17 protein-coding genes are annotated in these 15,116 nt (G+C 70.6%); all 17 read left to right on the top strand.

The genetic code is table 11. The features are described from left to right. Window positions 1-17 precede the first annotated feature (17 nt). The 17 genes from IP92_RS27225 to IP92_RS27145 all read left to right on the top strand — a co-directional run bounded on the left by IP92_RS27225 (window position 18) and on the right by IP92_RS27145 (window position 15,085). Complete coding sequence (locus IP92_RS27225; RefSeq protein WP_229418999.1) at window positions 18-422, top strand: EscF/YscF/HrpA family type III secretion system needle major subunit; 405 nt, start codon at window positions 18-20, stop codon at window positions 420-422. Next, window positions 419-1,231, top strand: a complete 813-nt coding sequence (gene sctJ, locus IP92_RS27220) for a type III secretion system inner membrane ring lipoprotein SctJ (RefSeq protein ID WP_145881296.1) — start codon at window positions 419-421, stop codon at window positions 1,229-1,231. Before IP92_RS27225 ends, sctJ begins: the two co-directional genes overlap by 4 nt. After that, on the top strand, window positions 1,228-1,797 hold the full coding sequence (locus IP92_RS27215; RefSeq protein WP_145881294.1) for a hypothetical protein: 570 nt from the start codon (window positions 1,228-1,230) through the stop codon (window positions 1,795-1,797). The genes sctJ and IP92_RS27215 overlap by 4 nt, the downstream gene beginning before the upstream one ends. Beyond that, the gene (locus tag IP92_RS27210; protein ID WP_145881292.1) at window positions 1,794-2,420 is read left to right on the top strand and encodes an HrpE/YscL family type III secretion apparatus protein; all 627 of its coding nucleotides are present in this window, start codon (window positions 1,794-1,796) and stop codon (window positions 2,418-2,420) included. The genes IP92_RS27215 and IP92_RS27210 overlap by 4 nt, the downstream gene beginning before the upstream one ends. A 64-nt stretch (window positions 2,421-2,484) precedes the next feature. Next, window positions 2,485-2,718, top strand: a complete 234-nt coding sequence (locus IP92_RS27205) for a hypothetical protein (RefSeq protein WP_145881290.1) — start codon at window positions 2,485-2,487, stop codon at window positions 2,716-2,718. A gap of 1 nt (window position 2,719) precedes the next feature. Beyond that, window positions 2,720-3,127 carry a hypothetical protein gene (locus IP92_RS27200; protein ID WP_145881288.1) on the top strand — a complete coding sequence of 136 codons (408 nt, stop codon included), beginning with the start codon at window positions 2,720-2,722 and terminating at the stop codon, window positions 3,125-3,127. Next, a complete protein-coding gene (gene sctC / locus IP92_RS27195; RefSeq protein WP_229418998.1) occupies window positions 3,124-5,199 on the top strand; it encodes a type III secretion system outer membrane ring subunit SctC in 2,076 nt (691 codons plus the stop codon). The genes IP92_RS27200 and sctC overlap by 4 nt, the downstream gene beginning before the upstream one ends. A 105-nt stretch (window positions 5,200-5,304) precedes the next feature. Continuing rightward, window positions 5,305-5,889 carry a TcpQ domain-containing protein gene (locus IP92_RS27190; protein WP_229418997.1) on the top strand — a complete coding sequence of 195 codons (585 nt, stop codon included), beginning with the start codon at window positions 5,305-5,307 and terminating at the stop codon, window positions 5,887-5,889. Next, window positions 5,889-7,616: a PilN family type IVB pilus formation outer membrane protein gene (pilN, locus tag IP92_RS27185; protein WP_371860991.1), complete on the top strand. Its 1,728-nt coding sequence runs from the start codon at window positions 5,889-5,891 to the stop codon at window positions 7,614-7,616. Before IP92_RS27190 ends, pilN begins: the two co-directional genes overlap by 1 nt. Then, window positions 7,617-8,885 carry a type 4b pilus protein PilO2 gene (pilO2, locus tag IP92_RS27180; RefSeq protein WP_145881286.1) on the top strand — a complete coding sequence of 423 codons (1,269 nt, stop codon included), beginning with the start codon at window positions 7,617-7,619 and terminating at the stop codon, window positions 8,883-8,885. Next, window positions 8,875-9,387: a type IV pilus biogenesis protein PilP gene (gene pilP / locus IP92_RS27175; protein WP_145881284.1), complete on the top strand. Its 513-nt coding sequence runs from the start codon at window positions 8,875-8,877 to the stop codon at window positions 9,385-9,387. The genes pilO2 and pilP overlap by 11 nt, the downstream gene beginning before the upstream one ends. A gap of 14 nt (window positions 9,388-9,401) precedes the next feature. Then, window positions 9,402-11,009: a GspE/PulE family protein gene (locus tag IP92_RS27170; RefSeq protein WP_371860990.1), complete on the top strand. Its 1,608-nt coding sequence runs from the start codon at window positions 9,402-9,404 to the stop codon at window positions 11,007-11,009. Next, window positions 10,999-12,075 (top strand): type II secretion system F family protein, encoded by a 1,077-nt coding sequence (locus IP92_RS27165; protein WP_145881280.1) that lies wholly within the window; start codon window positions 10,999-11,001, stop codon window positions 12,073-12,075. The genes IP92_RS27170 and IP92_RS27165 overlap by 11 nt, the downstream gene beginning before the upstream one ends. 85 nt (window positions 12,076-12,160) lie before the next feature. Beyond that, window positions 12,161-12,721, top strand: a complete 561-nt coding sequence (locus IP92_RS27160; RefSeq protein ID WP_229418995.1) for a type 4 pilus major pilin — start codon at window positions 12,161-12,163, stop codon at window positions 12,719-12,721. A gap of 24 nt (window positions 12,722-12,745) precedes the next feature. After that, on the top strand, window positions 12,746-13,237 hold the full coding sequence (pilM, locus tag IP92_RS27155; protein WP_145881278.1) for a type IV pilus biogenesis protein PilM: 492 nt from the start codon (window positions 12,746-12,748) through the stop codon (window positions 13,235-13,237). A gap of 8 nt (window positions 13,238-13,245) precedes the next feature. Continuing rightward, a complete protein-coding gene (pilV, locus tag IP92_RS27150; RefSeq protein WP_229418994.1) occupies window positions 13,246-14,637 on the top strand; it encodes a shufflon system plasmid conjugative transfer pilus tip adhesin PilV in 1,392 nt (463 codons plus the stop codon). A gap of 31 nt (window positions 14,638-14,668) precedes the next feature. Continuing rightward, window positions 14,669-15,085, top strand: coding sequence for a lytic transglycosylase domain-containing protein (locus IP92_RS27145; protein ID WP_229418993.1), 417 nt, complete (start codon window positions 14,669-14,671; stop codon window positions 15,083-15,085). Window positions 15,086-15,116 lie beyond the last annotated feature (31 nt).

The raw sequence follows: 15,116 nt of genomic DNA, 5'->3' as shown, positions 1-15,116 counted from the left end.
ACCGACGAGGAAATACGATGACTCCTACCGTAACCAATACCGCCGCCGCCTCCCCTGCGACCACGGCGGCAATCGGCAAGACCGAGATCCGCATCGATGCGATGCACATCGACCATGGCGACAGCGCCGCGTTCCGTGCCGCGCTGGACAAGCACATGACGTTCTCCGGCCGGCCGTCGATCCCGCAGGGCGAGTCGCTGGGCCAGGTGATCGCCGGCCGCGCCGCCAGCCTGGCGGGCGACGTGAAGAAGGACCAGCAGACCGTGTCGCGGCTGCTGGAACAGGCCGCCGCCAGCGGCGACTCGATGCAGATGATGCGCGCGATGCTGGCGCTGAACGAGTACCAGCTGCGCGTGCAGACGGTGTCGAAGGTCGTGTCCAAGGCCGGCACGTCGGTCGATTCGCTGACGAAGCTGCAATGACCATGGGCGCGCGCAAGCTGTGTGCCGCGCTGCTGCTGGCCGCCATGCTGGCCGGCTGCGGCAAGAACGTGACGTTGCAGGCGGCATTGCAGGATGCCGATGCGAACGAGATCGTGCTGCAGCTGACGGGCGCCGGCATCGTCGCCGAGAAGCACCAGGACAAGGCCGGCGTCAGCGTGCTGGTGGCGGAAGCCGACATCCCGCGCGCCACCGCCGTGCTGCAGGCGGCCGGGCTGCCGCGCCGCAGCCGCGCCAACCTGGGCGAGGTGTTCAAGAAGCAGGGCATGATCTCGTCGCCGATGGAAGAGCGGATCCGCTACCTGCACGGCCTGTCCGAAGAGCTGGAAGCCACGCTGCAGCAGTTCGACAACGTGGTGGCCGCGCGCGTGCACGTCGTGCTGCCCGAGCGGATCGCGCCGGGCGAACCGATCCAGCCTTCGTCGGCGTCCGTGTTCATCAAGTACCGCCCGCCAATGGACGAGGATGCGCTGGCGCCGCGCGTGCGTAAACTCGTCGCGTCGGCCATTCCCGGCCTGGTGGGCGAGGATGGCCGCAGCAAGGTCACCGTCGTGCTGACGCCATCGGAAGCGGCGGCGCCCGCCGTCGAGTGGGCCATGGTGGGGCCGTTCAAGACGGAGGCGCATTCGGTGGCGGCGCTGCGCTGGACCCTGATCGGCATGGGCACGCTGCTGGCGCTGGCCGCCGGCTACGCGCTGTTCACGGTGGCGCGGCGCCATCCGGCCGTCGCGCGCCTGTTGGCCAAGCGCGCCAAGGGCAAGGTGCCGGCCGCGGCGGGAGCGGCGGGATGATGCAGCCCGATGACGCCTTCGTCGACTGGTGGCACACGCCGTGGCGGCTGCCGTATGCGCCCCAAGCGTGGCCGGACGGCGCGGCACCAGCTGGTGAGCTGGCGCGGCGCCATGGCTACCGGCTGTGGTGCGATGCGGCCGGAGTGCCCGCAGCGCTGCCTGCCACGTTCGACCCGCAATGGCAGGCAATGGCACGCTGCGACGGCCCGGCGCTGGAGACGGCGGCCGGCCTGTATGGCGGCCTGCTGGCGGCGCGCGAGCGCGACCACGCGGCGCTGGCCCGGCTGCCGCTGGCGCAGCGGCGCTGGTGCATGAGCGTGGCGCTGACGCAGCCGTTGACGGCGCTGGTGCCCGGCCTGGCCGGTACGGACCGCGGCCTGGCCGAACTGGCGGCGGCACTGGCGGCCGGCTTCCCTGGCCTGTGGCCGCGCCTGCGGCTGCTGCTGCCACCCGAACAAACGGCCCACATCGCGCCGGCCGGCGCCGCCGCCGCGAGTCCCCGGCTGGCGCGCTGCTGGCGCCTGTGCGCCGAGCGTGCCGCGTTGCCGTGGCAGGAGGCTGCATGAGCGCCTTCTGCGTTGCCCGCATCGCGCTTGATCCGGCGTTGTTGCCCGAGCATGGCGTGCTGCGCGCCGCCGACCTGCGGCACACGGCCGATGCGCAGGCGCTGGCCGAACGCATCGTGGCCGATGCACACCGGGAGCGCGATGCGCTGCTGGCAGCCGCGCGCGACGAGGCGGCCCGTCTCGCCGAGGCGGCGCAGGCGCAAGTGCTGCGCGACGCCGACGCGCTGCTGGCCGGTCTGCGCACGGCGCTGGAGCGGCTGTACGACGGTGCCGAGGACATCGTGGCCGGCCTGGCCGGCACGCTGTTCGAGCGCCTGGTACTGGAGACGCCGCCGGCAGAGCGGGTGGCGGCCTCGTACCGCCGCGTGCTGCGCGAGGCGCCGCCGAAGTTGGCGAACGCCGTGCTGCGGCTGCATCCCGACGATGTGGTGCTGGCCGGCGGCTGGCAATGGCCCGTGCAGCCGGACCCGGACTTGGCCACCGGCGCGTGCCGGCTGGAAGCGGACAGCGGCCAGTGGCATGCCGATTTCACGGCCGCCGCCGCCGCGCTGGCCCAGGCGTTCACTCTCGCTGTGACGAATCCGCCGGCCGCCGGCGAACCGGAAAGCTCCGCCGGCCACTAATCGGTAGCGGGCGGCGCAACCTCCGCCGCCCATTCCAGTTCCGATACCTCTAGCGGAGAGCTTCATGGCCACCAATCAAAACCCCGTCGCGCAATCGCTGCGCACGTTGACGCGCCGGTTCGACGATACCTGCGCCAACATCAATGAATTCCAGCGCCGCCAGACCAATGGCGAACCGACCGATCCGAACGAATTCGTGCGGCTGCTGCAAGAGCAATCGGTGACGCACACGGTGATGAACGCGCAGTTCAACCTGCTGCAAAAGCCGTTGAAAACGGTACTGAACGAGACCCGGTGACATGGGCGAGCATCTCGATCAATGGCTGGCGACGCTGCCGGAGGACGAACCCGTCGTCATCGACGGCGAGACCGTGTACCTGCGGCGGCAGCCGGGCGGCGCCGAGCTGGGCGTCTACCTGCTGCGCAATTTCAGCACGGCGCAGCTGGAGGCGGCGGCGCGCGCCGGGTTCCAGAGCGCGCGCGACTACGATGCCGGTCTCGCGGTCGGCGACGACGGCCAGGCGCTCGTGCTGAACCGCTGGCTGGACGGCGCCCAGGGCTGGCACGATGCGGCCCAGCCGCTGGAAGAGCTGCTGAACCAGACGGCATTGTGGCGCGCGCTGCTGGCGCCGGCCCGGCCGCGGCGCGACGACATCAGCGCGGAGGAGCAGCGCATCCGCGTCCGCTTCGCCGGAGGCCTGCGGTGACGCTGCGGGGCGCGCTTGCCCGGGTTTTGGCCCAGTTGGCGTTGGCGGCGGCGCTGCTGCAGCCGGCCGGCTTCGCGCAAGCGGCGCCGCCGGCCGGCTGGAAGACGACGGGGTTCGCGATCGACGCCACCGACTTGCGGTTGCGCGCCGTGCTGGAGCAGTTCGCCCGCGTGTACGACGTGCGCCTTTCCTACAGCGTGAAGGGCGACAAGGTGCTGAAGGGCCGCTTCAAGGGCGACAGCGGCACCGAGTTCCTGAACCGCCTGGCAGCGGCGGCGCCGTTCCGCTGGTTCGTCTACAACGACACGCTGTACGTGGTGGCGGCGGACGACAACGCGTCGCTGCGCCTGGACGTGGGCGAGGACGCGGTGCAGGATGCCAAGGCGGCCCTCGTCGGCGTGGGCCTGTACGACGAGCGCTTCGGCTGGGGCGAGCTGCCCGACACGGGCACCGTCATCGTCAGCGGCCCGCGCGCCTATGTGAACCTGGCGCGCGACATCCTGATGCCGGACGAACGCCGTGCCGATGCGAAGGCGCGCCGCGTGATGATGTTCCGGCTGAAGTACGCCAGCGTCAACGACCGCGTGATCAACGTGCGGGGGCAGACGGAAACGATCCCCGGCGTGAAGACGATCCTGTCGAACCTGCTGTTCGGCCCTTCGTCGCCCGGCAAGCTGGCCGACGTGCCGGAGCTGGACGCGGGCAGCTCGAAGCGTTCGCGGCTGCCGAAGGTGGGGGCGGGCGGCGCTCGGGAAGTGGGGCACGAGCGGGGAAGGGAAGGGGCCGGCGGCAGCACGTTCATGCCGATCTTCGCGCCGCCGGCCGGCACCCCGCCCGCGGCGGGCCGCACGTCCTCCGAGGGTCACGCCGACCGGAGCGAACCGCGCAGTCGCGGCGAGGACGAGCGCCGCCCCCGCATCGAAGCCAATCCCGCGCTGAACGCGATCCTCATCTACGACACGGCGGACAAGCGGGCCATGTACGCGGAACTGATTGCGCAACTGGATGTGCAGCCGCAGCAGATCGAGATCGAGGCGCTGATCGTCGACATCGACCGCAACCGGCTGGCCGAGATGGGCGTGGAGTGGGGCGTGCGCGCCGGCGCCGTCAACGCGGTGGTCAATGCCACGGCGACCGACTCGCTGGGCGCGACGCTGCCGGTGGCCGGCGCCACGCTGCTCATCAGCGATGCGGCCCGCTTCTATGCGCGCTTGAAGGCGATGGAGGCGAACGGCGAAGCGAAAGTGCTCGCGACGCCGACGGTGCTGACGATCGATAACGTGGCCGCCGTGCTGGACCTCTCGCAGAGCGCGTACGTGTCGCTGGTGGGCGAGCGGGTGGCGGACCTGGCGGACGTCACGGCCGGCACGATGCTGCGCGTGATCCCCCGCATCATCCGTGAAGGCCCTGCCACCCGCGTGCACCTGGAGGTGGACATCGAGGACGGCTCGCTGGACAACCAGGCGGCCGGCGCAAAGAACAGCAACGTCAACGTGACCCGCTCGACGATCAGCACGCAGGCCATCATCGATTCGCAGCAGACGCTGATGATCGGCGGCTATCGGGCCGAGCGGCTGTCGACGGACAAGCAGAAGGTGCCCGTGCTGGGCGACCTGCCGCTCGTCGGCGGCTTGTTCCGCACCGAGAACCGCTCGGCCAGCACGCGGGAACGGCTGTTCCTGCTGACGCCGCGGCTGACTTCCACGGCGGGCACCCCGGCGGTCGCCACGTCGAAGGCGGCCGCGCGGGGCCGGGAAGCGGCGCGAGAGGCGGGCATCGCGTCGAACCTGCCGCCGCCACCGCCGTCCGCACCCATGGGAGCGCCGCTGCTGCCGCTGCCGGCGCCGGCCCCCGTGCGCGAAAAACCGGCGCTGCAGGCCGCCGAACGCCCCCCGGCGCTCGACGCGCCGAAGAAGCGCGTACCGCCTGCGCCGGCCCGCACGGAAGCCGAAGCGATGCCGGCGCTGCCGCCCGGTACCCCACCGCCGCTGGCCGCCCGGCCGGCCGCCACGTCGCCGTGGGCGCTGATTCCGGCCGCCGTCTCGCCGGGGCGGGGCGATCGAGCGCGATGAGTTTTGTTGAGAAATTTTGATCCCGGCTTCGCTACCATAATTGTCATATGAGCAGCACGGGCGCGATGCCCGTGCGGCCCTCAACGACGCACAGGAGGAACCGCTTTGTCTCCCACATATGCACGTTCCGGCACGCCGCGTCGCGCTGCCGGCCTTTTCACCCCTCCGACGGCATGCCGCGCCGCCGTCCTAGCCTGGCTGATCGGCTGTGTCGCGCTGCCCGCGCAGGCACTGGCGGCGCCGGTCGCCGGCCCGGTGGCGCAGGAAAGCGCCCCGGCCGCCGCCGAGAAGCCCGCGGCAAAGCCGGCGCCGAAACGCATCAATCGCCCGAAGAAGCGCGACAACGGCACCGTCACCGCCGCCCAGGAAGCGAAGAGCACCGAGCCGGCACCGCTGCCGGCCCCCGGCGCGCTGCAGCAGCCGGCGGCCGGCGGCGATACGTGGGAAATCGCGCTGACGGACCGCACGCTGAACGCCGCGCTGGCCCGCTGGGCCGCGGCGGCCGGCTGGCAGCTGCTGTGGGAGCTGCCCGTCGATTACGCGGTGCAGGCCCGCACGACGATTCCGGGCAAGTTCGAAGACGCGGTGGCGCTCGTCGTCACCAGCATGGAAGGCGCCGAGATTCCGATGAAGGCCGTCTTCTACCAGGGGAACAAGGTGCTGCGCATCATGGCGAAGGGAGCGCAATGATGGAACGGACGATCATCGCGCGCCGCATGCTGGCGGCACTGGGCGCACTGACGCTGGCCGGCTGCTCGCCGCTGGCGGACCGCATCGAAGCGAATGCCGACGAGGCGGACGGCAAGACCTCGGGCCTCGTGCGCGAAGTGGGCAAGGCCGCACCGGGTTCCGTCGTGCCGGATACGGCGCTGGTGCAGCACGAGCGCGGCATCTGGCTGGGCAAGAGCCCCATCAAGCTGGGCGAGCCGCCGCTGCCGCCCGTGTTCTACCAGAGCGCCACGTTCGACCGCAGCATCGGCTCGCTGTCCGAACTGGCCGAGCGGTTGACGCTGCGCTCCGGCATCCCCAGCCGCGTGAATGCCGATGCGCAGGCCGTGGCCGCGGAATCGTTCCGGCGCGGCGGCCGCGCGCTGCCGGCGCTGAAGGGCAGCAACGGGTCCGCCGTGCCGCCGCTGCCGCCCGGTACTCCCGGTGCGCCGGGCGACGGGCCGGCGCCGAAGGACACGGCGCGCGCCACGTTCCAGCCGGACCCTTCCGGCGGCATCCGCATCACCTATGCGAACGGCTCGTTCAAGGGCTTGCTGGACACGGCGGCGGCGCGCTTCGGCGTGTCGTGGAAGTACACGGATGGCGTGATCCAGTTCTTCCACACGGAAGCGCGCACGTTCCAGATCAACGCCGTGCCGGGCGACTCCACGTTCACGGCCAGCGTCGTCAGCGGCGCCAGTTCGTCGTCCGGCGGCAGCGGCGGGCAGGGCGGCTCCGCCAGCGGTGGCGGTGCCGGCGGCAGCGGCAACGGCGGCACGATCTCGGCGAACAATTCGCAGAACACGGGCGTCGCGTCGAAGCTGTCCGTCTACACGGGCATCGAAAGCGCGATCAAGGTGATGCTCTCGCCGCATGGCAAGGTGCTGGCATCGCCCGCCACCGGGGCGATCACCGTCGTCGACACGCCCGATTCGCTGCAGCGCATCGCCGCCTACGTCGACAGCGAGAACAAGGCGCTGTCGCGGCAGATCGCGATCAACGTCACCGTGCTGTCCGTGAGCCTGAACCGGGGCGACGAATACGGCATCGACTGGAACCTCGTCTACAAGGGCCTGAAACGCACGTACGGCATCCAGAACGTGTTCCCCGCCAGCGCCACGAACCCCGTCGGCTTCTCGGCCGGCATCGTCGGCAATTCGAAGTGGGCGGGCAGCGACGTGCTCGTGAAGGCGCTGTCGCAGCAGGGCAAGGTGCGGCGCCAGACGACGGCCTCCGTTGTCACGCTGAACAACCAGCCGGTGCCCGTGCAGGTGGCACGCCAGACCAGCTACCTGGCAAGCGCGCAGACGTCGATCGTGGCGCAGGTGGGCAGCCAGTCGTCGCTGGTGCCGGGCACCGTGTCGGCGGGCTTCAACATGAGCATCCTGCCGCACGTGCTGACGAACGGCACGGTGATGCTGCAGTTCTCGATCGACATCTCGACCCTGCGCGGCCTGCGCACGATCGAGGGCGCGAACAATACCCGCATCGAGACGCCGGAACTCGATACCCGCAACTTCCTGCAGCGCGTGTCGATGAAGTCCAGCGAGACGCTCGTCATCAGCGGCTTCGAGCAGACCGACGAGAACATCGACAACCGCGGCGTCGGTTCGCCGAAGAACGCGCTGCTGGGCGGCGGCGTGCGCGCCAACAGCAACAAGGAGGTGATCGTGATCCTGATTACCCCGGTGACGATGGCGGGTGCGTAAATGGCCGTCCATGTCACCCAGATCGGCAAGCACCGCTTTGTTTGCGGGCTGTTCTGGCAGTCGCTGTCGCGCCCGCGCGAGCTGCTGCGCGAGGCGGCGGACCTGGGCCGCAAGATCGACTCGGACCTGGCCGTCGTGCGGCGCGACCAGAGCACGGCGCAGGCGGGTTTCGCGCACAGCCGCGACGGCGCCAGCCGCGTGCAGTATTCGCTGGCCGCGGCCGTGTCGAAGACGCTGGCGCTGGAAGGCGCGTGGTACGACGGCGTGCTGCAGCCGGTGCACAACTGGCTGGGCGCCTTCCGCCTGCCGGACGACCAATGGGCTTATTTCGCCGTGCGCGACGCGAACTTCCTGCCGAACGGCGACTTCGCCGGCAGCCGGGAAGAAGTGCTGGACCGGCTGCACACGGACTACGCGCTGGGCGGCTGGAACGTCGTCATCGGCGAACCGGAACTGGCCGACCTGGGCTTCCACAACTTCAATGCGCGCACGATCGACAGCCTGCTGCCGCATCGCAAGGACGGCGCCGTGCGCGTGTACGGCTGGTGGCGGCTGCGGCCGATCAACCAGCGCCGCCCGGCCTGGGTGATGGCGGCCGCCGGTGCCGGCCTGGCCGCCACCGCGTGCGGTGCGCTGTTCGGCTGGCGGGCGTGGCACGCCGAGCAGGAACGCCAGCAGCAGGAACGCTTCCTCGCCGTGCAGAAGATGATCCGCGAGCGCCAGGCGGCGACCGCGCAACCGTGGCTCGCGTTGCCGCGGCCGGCCGCCACGCTGGGCCGCTGCGCCGACCAGCTGGTACACCTGACGCCCGGCGGCTGGCACCTGGACGAATACGTGTGCGAACCGGACCGGCTGCGCTACGCGTGGTCGCGGCAAGGCTCGACAGTGGCGATGCTGCGCGCAATGGTGCCGGCCGCGCAGGTGGCGCCCAGCGGCGACCGCGCCACGCTGGTGCAGCCGCTGCCCCGCAAGGCCCAGCCGGCGGGTGGCGAGACGTTGCAGGCGCCCGACCGCGTGCTCGATACGGTGATGTCGAGCCTGCAGGCTGTCGGCGTGCCGTTCAAGGTGGTGCCGAAGAAGCCCGCGCCACCGGCGCCGGGCCAGCCCGCGACACCGCCGCCGTGGCAGGCGTGGACGTTCGCGCTCGATGCGCACGGCCTGGAACCGCACCAGATCGCGGCGCTGCTGGACCAGCCGGGCGTGCGCGTGGAAAAGGCCACCTACAAGGGCATGGCCTGGTTAATCGAAGGAGTGATCTATGCAAAGTAAGCACTATTGCGCGGCCGCGCTGGCAATCTGCGCGGCGCTCCCCGCGGCGGCCCAGAACATGGCCCAAAGCGCCGCCGCGAGCCTGACCCGCATCGAGGCCGAGACCTTGCTGCTGAAGGCGCGCGAGCGGCAGCTGGAGGTGCAGTCGTCGATCATCGCCAAGCAGAACGAGATCGCCGCCAAGCAGGCGCTGGGCGTGGCGATCACCCAGCCGCCGCCGGTGGGCCAGCCGGTGGTGCGGGCCATCGAAGGGCTGGGCGGCCGGCTGTACGCGACGCTGGAGATGGCCGACGGCAGCATGCTGGACGTGCAGGCCGGCAGCGAACTGCCGACCGGCATGCGCATCGTCGCCGTCGAGCCGAACGCCGTCGTCGCGCAAATGCCTGGCAAGAAGCGCGTGCGCCTGGCGGGCCACACGCAGGCGGCGATGGAGTTCAACCCGAACTACCCGAGCCCCGGCCTGGCGTTGCCGATGCCGTCCGCGCGGGGAGCGGTGCGATGAACCTGCGTGCCGTGGTGCCGCCGCCGGCGCCTTCGCCGTCGCGCGCCAGCATCGGCGGGCCGCCGCTGGACAGCGCCGGCGCGGCGGACGACTTCGGCAGCGTCGAGGTCATCAGCCTGGCCGGGCCGTTCGAGGCCAGCGCGGAAGAGCGCAAGCTGCTTTGCCTGCTGGCGGACGGCCGCCTGCTGGTCGCCGACGGCCAGCACCTGAACGCGCACGTGCTGTCGTACCAGGCGCGCCTGCAGAAGATGGGCCGGCCGTTCCAGGTGCTGTACGTGCGCATCGATACGGTGCGGCGGCTGAACCAGAGCGGCGGCCTGCTGGACCGGCACCAGGAACACTCGATGATGCAGGTGACGGCGAAGGAGCTGCTGTCGCGAGCCTGCCAGGCACGTGCATCGGACATCCACATCCGCGTGCGTTCCGCCAGCACGGAGATCCACTTCCGCATCCACAACGACCTGCTGCCCGTCGGCGGCCAGACCCGCGAATACGGCGAGCGCCTGCTGGCCACGCTGTACGGCGCGATGACGTCCGTCTCGGACAGCTCGTACAAGCCGTCCGAGCGGCAGGACGCCAGCATCGCCGACCGCGACAAGCTGCCGCCCGGCCTGTACGGCGTGCGCATCGCCACCGTGCCGACCAGCGAGGGCACGCTGATGGTCCTGCGCCTGCTGTACAACGACGCGGGCGACAACGTCGACCTGCACCGTCTCGGCTTCGCGCCCGCGCACGTCGCGGTGCTGCAGCAGCTGAAGGAGCAGCCCATTGGCCTGAACATCATCAGCGGGCCGACGGGTTCGGGCAAGTCGACGACGCTGCAGCGCGTGCTGCAGGGCGAGCTGCTGGAAGCGTGCGGCCGGCTGCACGTGCTGACCGTCGAGGACCCGGTCGAATACCCGATCGACGGCGCCGTGCAGACTTCCGTGACGAACGCCGGCTCCGAGGAAGACCGCGCGCGGCTGTTCGCCGCGGCGATCTCGAACGCGATGCGGCTCGACCCGGACACGATCATGATCGGCGAGGTGCGCGACCGCGCGTCGGCCCAGAACGCGCTGCGCGCCGCGATGACGGGCCACCAGGTCTGGACCACCGTGCATGCGAACAGCGCCGCGGCGATCGTCGACCGCCTGCTGGACCTGGGCCTGCCGGCCAGCCTGGTGGCGGACCACACGGTGATCACGGGCCTGATCAGCCAGCGCCTCGTGAAGGCACTGTGCCCGCACTGCAAGGTGGAGCTGGCGCGCGCACCGGGCGTGCTGGCCCCAAGCGTGGCCGAGCGGGTGGCGCAGGTGGTCAGCGACCTGCGGCAGGTGTACGTCACCGGCCCGGGCTGCCCCCATTGCGCCGGCCGCGGCACGACGGGCCGCACCGTGCTGGCCGAGATTATCGTGCCGGACGAGCAGTTCTTCCGCCACATCCGGCAAGGCGACAAGTCGGCGGCGGTGGCGCACTGGCTGCAGGAGCTGGGCGGCCGCACGATCGTCGATCACGCGATCGAGAAGGTGGCGGCGGGGCTGATCGATCCGCGCATGGCGGAGCAGGTGGTGGGCCGGCTGATGCTGCGGCCGGGCCAGTCGGCGCGCCGGCTGCAAGTCGTGGGGGACGGCGATGCAGTTTGACCTACAACGCTATTGGGCGCGTACCCAGTTCACGGCGATGGCGCGGCTGCGGCTGTACCGCCAGATCGCCAAGATGCTGGCCAGCGGCCTGCCGCTGTTGCGCATCCTCGAGGAGCTGCGCCGCCGCGCGTCGGACAACGGCCGGCGGCCCGACGAGCCGCTGGCCATCGTGCTGGACGACTGCCGCCGCATGGTGCAGAACGGCCACCTGCTGTCGGACGGCCTCGCATGGTGGGTGCCGCGCACCGAGCAGATGATCATCAATGCGGGCGAGCAGTCCGGCCGGCTGGAAGCGACCTTGCTGGCCGTCGTCGAAGTCGTGCATGCGTCGCGGCGCATCCGCACGGTGATCCTGTCCGGCATCGCGTATCCGCTGGCCGTGCTGGGCCTCGCGCTGGGCTACGTGTGGCTGTTCGGCAGCCGCGTCATTCCGCAGTTCACGCAGATGATGGACCCGACGCGCTGGCACGGGCCGGCCCGTTCGCTGTACCTGCTGTCGCTGTGGGTGCAGGACTGGATGCTGCCGGCCGTGCTGCTGGTCGTCGCGCTGGTGGTGGGCATGTTCGTGTCGATGCCCCGCTGGCGCGGCAATGCGCGGGTATTCGCCGACCGCTTCGCGCCGTATTCGATCTACCGGCTGGTGGCCGGCGGCGGCTTCCTGATGGCCTTCTCGGCCTTGCAGGCGGCCGGCGTGACGGTGGAAAAGTCGCTGCTGCGGCTGTCCGCGATGGCGCAGCCGTGGCTGCGCGAGCGGCTCGACGGGGCCCTCCTGGGCGTGCGCTCCGGCCTGAACTGCGGCGAGGCGCTGAAGAACGCCGGCTACGTGTTCCCGTCGAAGGAAGTGATCGACGACCTGTGCGTGTATGCGGAGCACAAGGGCTTTTCCGACGCGCTGCGGCTGCTGGCCGCGGAATGGATGGAGGAGGGCGTCGAGTCGATCGCGCTGCGCATGAAGGTGGTGAACGGTTTTGCGATCGTCGCGCTGGCGATCGTCATCGCTTGGATCGTCACGGGGTTTTTCGGCATCCAGCAGGAGCTGGCCGCCGTGGCGCGCGCCGCGCGCTGAGCGGCAAGGTTTTTTTTTCGCAGTCCCGGCGTTCGCGCCGTTACAACGTAGTTTCGTTCAACCCAACGAGTTTCGAGGACAGACCATGAACCGCATGCCTTACATCGTATCTACTCCCGCCAGCCGTGCCGCGCTGCATGGCCGGCGGCGCCGCGGCGCGCAGCGGGGCGCGTCGCTGCTCGAAGCGATCGCCTATCTCGGCATCGCCGCTGCCGTCGTGCTGGGTGCCGTGTCGCTGCTCAACGGCGCGTTCGGCAGTGCCAAGTCGAACCAGGCGGCCGAGGAAGTCGTCGCGCTGCGCACGGCCGCGCGCAAGCTGTACATGGGCCAGTCGTATCCGGCCGAGATGGTGCCGAACCTGCTGCTGGCGAACGCCGTGCCGGCCACCATCATACGGGGCGGCGAGGGCGCGCTCAACAACAGCTGGGGCGGCGCCGTCACTGTCGTGGGCGCCGGCGCCACCTTCACGATTTCCTACGCGGCCGTACCGCAGGACGTGTGCATGAACCTGGTCAGCGGGGCCAGCGGGTGGACGTCGATTGCGACGGGCGAGAGCAGCTCGGTGACGACGTTCCCGGCCACGGCGGCGCAGGCCGCAACGCTGTGCGGTGCCGCGACCAACAACATCACCTTCACCGCCTCGTAAGCGGCGCCAGCACGGGAGAGCGGCATGTGGGGCATAGCATTGATGGCGGTGCTGCTGGCGCTGGGCAGCGCGTGGGCGCACCAGGCGCAGCGGGGCGAGACGGCGGGCCGCCAGCAGGCCGCCGCGATCACGGCCGAGGAGATGGCCGTGTACCGTGCTGCCGTGGCGCGCTATTTCGGCGTGCACGATGCCGAACGCGATACCAGCGTTGCCACGGCGACGTTGCGCGCCGAAGGCATGCTGCGCGACTGGTCCACGCTGCCGGCCGACCGCTGGGCCAACTACCGCGCGGCGGACGGCACGATCTATATCTACGCGGCGGCACGCCCCGAGCGCGACCTGGGCACCGCCGTGGCCACGCTGGCGCAAGGCTCGCTGCTGGCCGGCGTGTACCGGGCCGGCGCGGCCACGCTGTACTCGCCGGTGCATGGCGATACGGGCGTGCCGCTCGCGCCCCTGCTTGCCCGCCGCGCGGTGCCGGCCGATTCGCCCGTCTGGCTGGCGGCGGCGCAATGAGGTCCGCGATGAACAGATCCCTGCACAATGGCGGCTTCACGCTTGTCGAGCTGCTTGCCACGCTGGCCATCGGCGCGCTGCTGCTGGCCGGCCTGGCGGGCCTCGTGCAAGGTTCGCTGGATGACATGAAGGGCCAGCAGGCCGCCTACTACCAGGAACAGGTGGCGGCGGCGGCGCGCGAGTACCTGCGCGCCAATGCGGCGCCGCTCGCGGTGCAGGCCGGCACGCCGGCGACGATCGTGCCGGTCACGGTGGCGCAGCTGCGCACGGCGCGCCTGCTGCCGGACAGCTTCCTCGACACCAATTCTTATCGGCAGCGCACCTGCGTGCTGGTGCGCCAGCCGGACCCCGTCAACTGGCCGCGCCGCTTCGATGCGCTGGTGGTGACGAGCGGCGGCGACCCGATCGGCGACAAGGACATCGCTGCCGTCGCGGCACAGGCGGGCAGCGGTGCCGGCTACATCGCCGCCACGGCGCCCGGCACGGCGCGCGGCACGGCGTGGCAGATGCAGACGACCGTGTACCGCGGCGTCACGTGCACGGGCAGCCCGGGGCCGGCGCTGCAGGGCACGGCGGCGGACGCGGGCCACCTCGTCACCAGCGTGTTCCACGACGGCGCCGCACAGCAGCCGGCCGATTACCTGTACCGCAGCGCCGTGCCGGGGCGGCCGGAAGTCAACCGGATGAACACGGCGCTGCGCTTCGGCGTGGACGCGCTGGTCACGGCCGGCACGTCGTGCCTGAACGAAGCCGGCGTCGCGGTACCGGGTATCGCGATGGACAACGCGACGCGCAAGCTGCTGACGTGCGGCGCGGACGGCAACTGGTCGCAGCCGTCCAGCTGGAAGGACCCGGTCGACACGTATGCGACGCTCACCGCGCTGCCGGGCAGCACCGCGGGCGACGTGCGCATGGTGACGTCGCTGTCCCGCGCATTCACGTACGACGGCGCCGGCTGGGTGGCGCTGGCGGTGGACCAGCTGGGCAACTTCAACGTGCCCGGCAGGAGCTCCGCCAACGAGCTGTGGGCGCGCCAGCACGTGGAGTCCGAGGGCGGCATCCACGCGAAAGACCACATCAATACGGACCGCGACATCAACGTCGGCCAGGACGTGCTGGTCAAGCGCAATGTGGAAGTGGACCGCGACGTGGTAGTCAAGCACATGCTGCAGTCGAAAGGCGTGCTGGTCGACAGCTGGCTGTCCTCACCGGCGGTGTCGCTCGGCCTCGTGCTTGCGCCTGGTGCCGCATGCAACTACGAGGAGATGGACCCCGAGGAAGGCAAGGTCGTCATCGTTTATCCATACGGCACGGTGGTGATGGATGCGGCGCAGCGCCCGCTGATCTGCGGTCCGGACAACACATTCAGGTACTCCAATGGACAATACACGATCAACTGAACGGTGCGCCGTCAGGCACGGCGCCGCTGGTTTGCTGCTTGCCTTGCTGGCCGGCCCCGCCAGCGCATGCTGGGAAGAGGCGGCCGCCCATTACGGCGTCAACGCCCACCTGCTGTACGCGATCGCGAAAACGGAATCGGGCCTGAACCCGAACGCGATCAACCGCAGCAACCGCAACGGCACGTACGACATCGGCCTCATGCAGATCAACAGCAGCTGGCTGCCCACGCTGAGGAAGCACGGCATCGACGAGAAGCAGCTGTACGACCCGTGCACCAGCATCCAGGTGGGTGCATGGATCCTTGCGCAGAACATGCGCAAGATGGGCACGACGTGGGAAGCGGTGGGGGCCTACAACGCGCGCGATGCGGCGCTGCGCATCAAGTATGCGTGGAAGGTGTACCGCAACATACCGCGCGATGCGCTGGACGACGATGCGGCGCCCTGACGTCATGCGTTCACCTGTCATGCGGCCGGTC

The organism is Pseudoduganella flava (assembly GCF_007830495.1).
In the GTDB taxonomy this organism is placed as follows: Bacteria; Pseudomonadota; Gammaproteobacteria; order Burkholderiales; family Burkholderiaceae_D; genus Rugamonas; species Rugamonas flava.
Note: the sequence above shows the minus strand (reverse complement) of the source record. Positions and strands in the feature narration are given on the sequence as shown.